Annotated in this window: 5 protein-coding genes; 4 read left to right on the forward strand and 1 reads right to left on the reverse strand. The window is 66.0% G+C overall.

Annotated features, from left to right (window positions below; translation table 11 throughout):
• From A9W96_RS14985 to A9W96_RS32195, 4 genes are all read left to right on the forward strand, one after another.
• Positions 1 to 562 (forward strand): sensor domain-containing protein (locus tag A9W96_RS14985; RefSeq protein ID WP_197499525.1); only part of this gene is annotated, 562 nt, incomplete at its 5' end.
• Between the two features lie 12 nt (positions 563 to 574).
• The gene (locus tag A9W96_RS14990) at positions 575 to 1,582 is read left to right on the forward strand and encodes a sensor domain-containing protein (protein ID WP_067140835.1); all 1,008 of its coding nucleotides are present in this window, start codon (positions 575 to 577) and stop codon (positions 1,580 to 1,582) included.
• A gap of 115 nt (positions 1,583 to 1,697) precedes the next feature.
• Complete coding sequence (locus A9W96_RS31465) at positions 1,698 to 2,546, forward strand: sensor domain-containing protein (RefSeq protein ID WP_197499526.1); 849 nt, start codon at positions 1,698 to 1,700, stop codon at positions 2,544 to 2,546.
• Positions 2,547 to 2,550: 4 nt separating this feature from the next.
• Entirely contained in the window at positions 2,551 to 3,522 is a 972-nt protein-coding gene (locus tag A9W96_RS32195) for a sensor domain-containing protein (RefSeq protein ID WP_066882312.1), read from the forward strand.
• Between the two features lie 12 nt (positions 3,523 to 3,534).
• On the opposite strand, the gene A9W96_RS15005 is transcribed toward A9W96_RS32195, so the two are convergent.
• Positions 3,535 to 3,817 (reverse strand): cutinase family protein (locus tag A9W96_RS15005; protein ID WP_156765255.1); only part of this gene is annotated, 283 nt, incomplete at its 5' end.

Below are 3,817 nucleotides of genomic sequence, written 5' to 3' on the forward strand. Positions count from 1 at the left end.
CAGCCTCGACGACGTCAGGAACATCGCCGGAGATCCGAATCTCAAGGGCGAGGATCCGGTCCACCAACTCACCCCGCTGAGTCCCAAAGATGGGACGTATGACCGGCCCGAATGTGCGGCCACGATCGCCATCGGCATCCCGGACGCCTACACGGTGACCCCGCTGGGTGTCGCCATGTCGGGATTTTTCGACCTCCAGAGTGCGGGCGGCCCAAGGGGATCCGTGCAATCCGTGGCTGCCATGCAGGATCCGGCTACGGCGCAAAAGCAATTGGGTGATCTGCGGTCGGTATGGCAGCGATGCGGCGGCTCGACCGTGAAATTGACCTATGCCGACAGTGGTCGAGTCGTGTCGTTTTCGGTCGGTGTGCCTGCGGATTCCGGTAGGGGCATTAGCACCATCGATGTCCATGCTCAGGGACAGCCGGTGCGTTTTGTGTTGGCCATGGCCGTCAAGAACAATGTGTTCATCGAGGTGCGGGCGAGCGCCGCCGCCGTCGATCGCGCGCACCAGGCGGCAGTGGACGTTGTCAACTACACACTCGGCAAAATCCCGGGCTGACAGGACCCATCGATGAACCAACCGCAGAATCCATTCGGCCCTAATGCCTTCGGCCAAACCCCGTACGGTGGTGTCCCATACGGGGGAATGCCGCCGGGGCCGCCCATCTACACTGCGCCGCCACCGCAGCGGCGGCGCGCCAACGTCTTCGCGACGTTATCGGTCGTGTTCGCGTTCGTTTTCGCGCCCGCCGGAGCGGTCCTGGGCCACCTGGGCCTGGCGCAGATACGCCGTTCCGGTGAACGCGGGCGTGATCGCGCGATCGTCGGCTTGATGCTGTCGTATGCGGTCATCACGCTGACGGTGGTGGGCGTGGTGGCGTGGGCGACGCAGTCCGACGACGGCTCATCTCGGACGGCGTCAGGCACCAGCGCGCCAGCCTCGACCGGTGCAGGCTCGTCCCCGCCGTCGTCCATGGTCACCCCGACGGGCCTGCCCGCGCTGCTGCCGACGATCGACGACGTCAAACGGTTCGTCGGGGACGCCAACCTCGTTGCCCTGCCACCGACGTTCAGGCCAGGCCCGGATTCCGACAGCGCGTCGGTGGATCGCCCCGAGTGCTGGCCGGTCATGGGGGGCGGCGCTCCGAACTCCGACACGCAGGCCCTCGTGGGTTACTACGGGTTGGTGCTGGTCGACGACCACGACATACCCGCACTCAAGGAAGCGGGGCAGGCGCTCATGTCCTTCCGGGACCCGCCGGCCGCGCAACGGCAGCTGGCGAATCTGGTGTCGATATGGCGCAAATGTGGCGGGTCGACGATGAACATCCTTCCGCCTCCGGGCAAGCAGGCGGCGCCGGTCGCGGTCTCGATGGGTGTTCCCTCCGATGCCGGAAACGGCATCACCGTCATGGTTTTGACCACCCAGGGCCCGGTGCTGCGGTCGCGCAACGACCGAGCGATTGCCGCCAAAAACAATGTGGTCGTTGACATCAATGTCGTACTGGTGGACACCGACCGCGGCCAGCAGGCCGCACTCGATATCGCCAACTTCATCCTCAACAAGATTCCAAGCTGAACACATGACGAATCCTTTTGGCGCCAGCCCATTTCAACCGAACCCGTTCGGAGGTCCGCCAGGTCCGCAACACCCGCCGCGACCGCCGGTCCCACCGGCGCGCGACGAGGCGAACGTGTTGGCGACGCTCTCGGTGGTGTTCGCGTTCGTCTTCGCCCCGGCCGGTCTCATCCTGGGCCACTTGGCATTAGCGCAGATTCGCCACAGCGCACAGCGTGGTCGCGACCGCGCCTTGGTCGGGGTGACGTTGTCGTATGTGTTCATCACCGCATTGGTGGTTGCGTTGATCGTCGGGGCGGTCATGCCTGACGCGAGGTCAATCCAAGCCGCGCCACCAACCACCACCACGAAGCCACCGCCGCCCACCGTCGCGCCGGCCGATCTCGACGGGCTGCTGCCGACTCTCGACGACGCCAAAAGGTTCACGGGCGACCCGACATTGACGGTCTATACGACATACCATCGGCCCACGCTCGACCCGCAGGCGACTACGATCGACCGACCGGAGTGTTTCGGGGCGTTTCGTTCCGGCGAGCCCTCGGTCTACGACCTGTCACTCATCAGCGGCTATTCCGAGTCCAACTTCCTCGACACCAACGAACCCCTCAATCAATGGAGCGTAGGGGAAGGGGTCGCGGCGTATCGCGACGCCGCGGCGGCGCAGACACAGCTCGCCAACCTGCGATCCATCTGGCAGCGATGCGGGGGCTTAACGGTCAATGAGACACGCAGTAGCGGCAAGGCATACCCGGCCTCCATGACGTTGCCCGCCGATGCGGGCAACGGCATCACGACCATGGACAACGTGTCAGACACCCCGATTCGCGTCTTCGGTGTCCGCGCGATCGCCGCTAAAACCAACGTGGTCATCGACGTAGGGGTGTGGGCCACCAGCAATACCGACCGCAGCCGGCAAACCGCCCTCGCGGTCACCAACTTCATCCTCAACAAAATCCCGGGTTAGCCGCATGTCAAATCCCTTTGGCGCCAGCCCCTTTCACCCGAACCCGTTCGGTGCCGCACCGCCCGGCCCGCAACACCAGCCGCCACCGCCGGGCCCGCCGCGTGCTGAGGTCAATGTGTTGGCGACGTTGTCGGTGGTGTTCGCGTTCGTCTTCGCCCCGGCCGGTCTCATCCTGGGCCACTTGGGATTGGCGCAGATGCGGCGCACCGGCGAGCGTGGCCGCGATCGCGCTCTGGTGGGCGTGACGCTGTCGTACGTGTTCATCACCGCGGCGGTGGTCGCGGTGATCGTCCGCGCGACGCTGCCCGACGCGACTCGGGCCGCGACGCCCGCGACCACGGCGCAGCTCACCACCACGACGCAACCTTCAGCGCCGACCGTCGCGCCAGCCGATGTTGACGGACTCTTGGCGAATCTCGAGGACATCAAAAACTTCACCGGTGATCCGGCCATGGAGGCTGGTGCGACGGTCCACCAACCGACACCCGACCCGGGGCGTGGCCGAATCGACCGGACGGATTGCTGGGCCGTCATGGAGGCCGGATCTCCGGAGACCTATGACGTACCGGCCATCGCTGGGTTCGCGGGGTCGGGCTTCGCCGATTCCCACGACGTCGATCACCAGTGGGGTGTTGGTCAGACGGTCGCAAGGTTTCACGACGCGGCGGCGGCGCAGGCTCAGCTGAACAAGGTGCTGTCGATCCTTCGTCGATGCGGCGGCGCGATGATGAATGCCACCTGGCCGAACGGCCAGACGTACCCGGTGGCCATGGAGCCGCCCGTCGACGCCGGCAACGGCGTCACCACCATGGCGCACGTGCTGCAGACGCCGACCCGGATGTTCTGCATCCAAGGGTTAGCCGCGAAAGCCAACGTGTTTGTTCAGGCGGGCGCGTGCGCCAGCGACGGGCCCGGCCCGAGCGAGCACGCCACGATGGCCCTGACGAACCTGATCCTGGGCCGGATCCCCGGCTAGCCGGCCGGCTACTCAGCCGCCGAAGCCGGCCGGAGGCGCCGCGACCGGAGCCGGACCACCCAGGCCCAGGTGGCTGGAGGCGAAGGCGACTCCCTTGTCGATCATCGTGCCGTCGTCGGCGTAGGTGTTGTGTGCGGCGAAGTTGAGGCCGTCGGAACAGACCGGGTCCTCGGTGGCGCACACCTTGATGGTCTTGTCCTGATACAGCGGGCCGATTTCCACGGGCGGTTCGTTGAGGAAGTTCATCGCCCGCACGTTGGGCATGCCGAACAGCACCACCGAGGAGACGTGGTTG

The sequence above is a fragment of the Mycobacterium sp. 1245852.3 genome (assembly GCF_001669335.1).
Lineage (GTDB): Bacteria > Actinomycetota > Actinomycetes > Mycobacteriales > Mycobacteriaceae > Mycobacterium > Mycobacterium europaeum_A.

What these genes read in the sequence shown, in the direction of transcription:
- A9W96_RS32195 (WP_066882312.1), top strand. Translation starts at nt 2,551, where the DNA reads ATGTCAAATCCCTTTGGCGCCAGCCCCTTTCACCCGAACCCGTTCGGT.
- A9W96_RS14990 (WP_067140835.1), top strand. Translation starts at nt 575, where the DNA reads ATGAACCAACCGCAGAATCCATTCGGCCCTAATGCCTTCGGCCAAACC.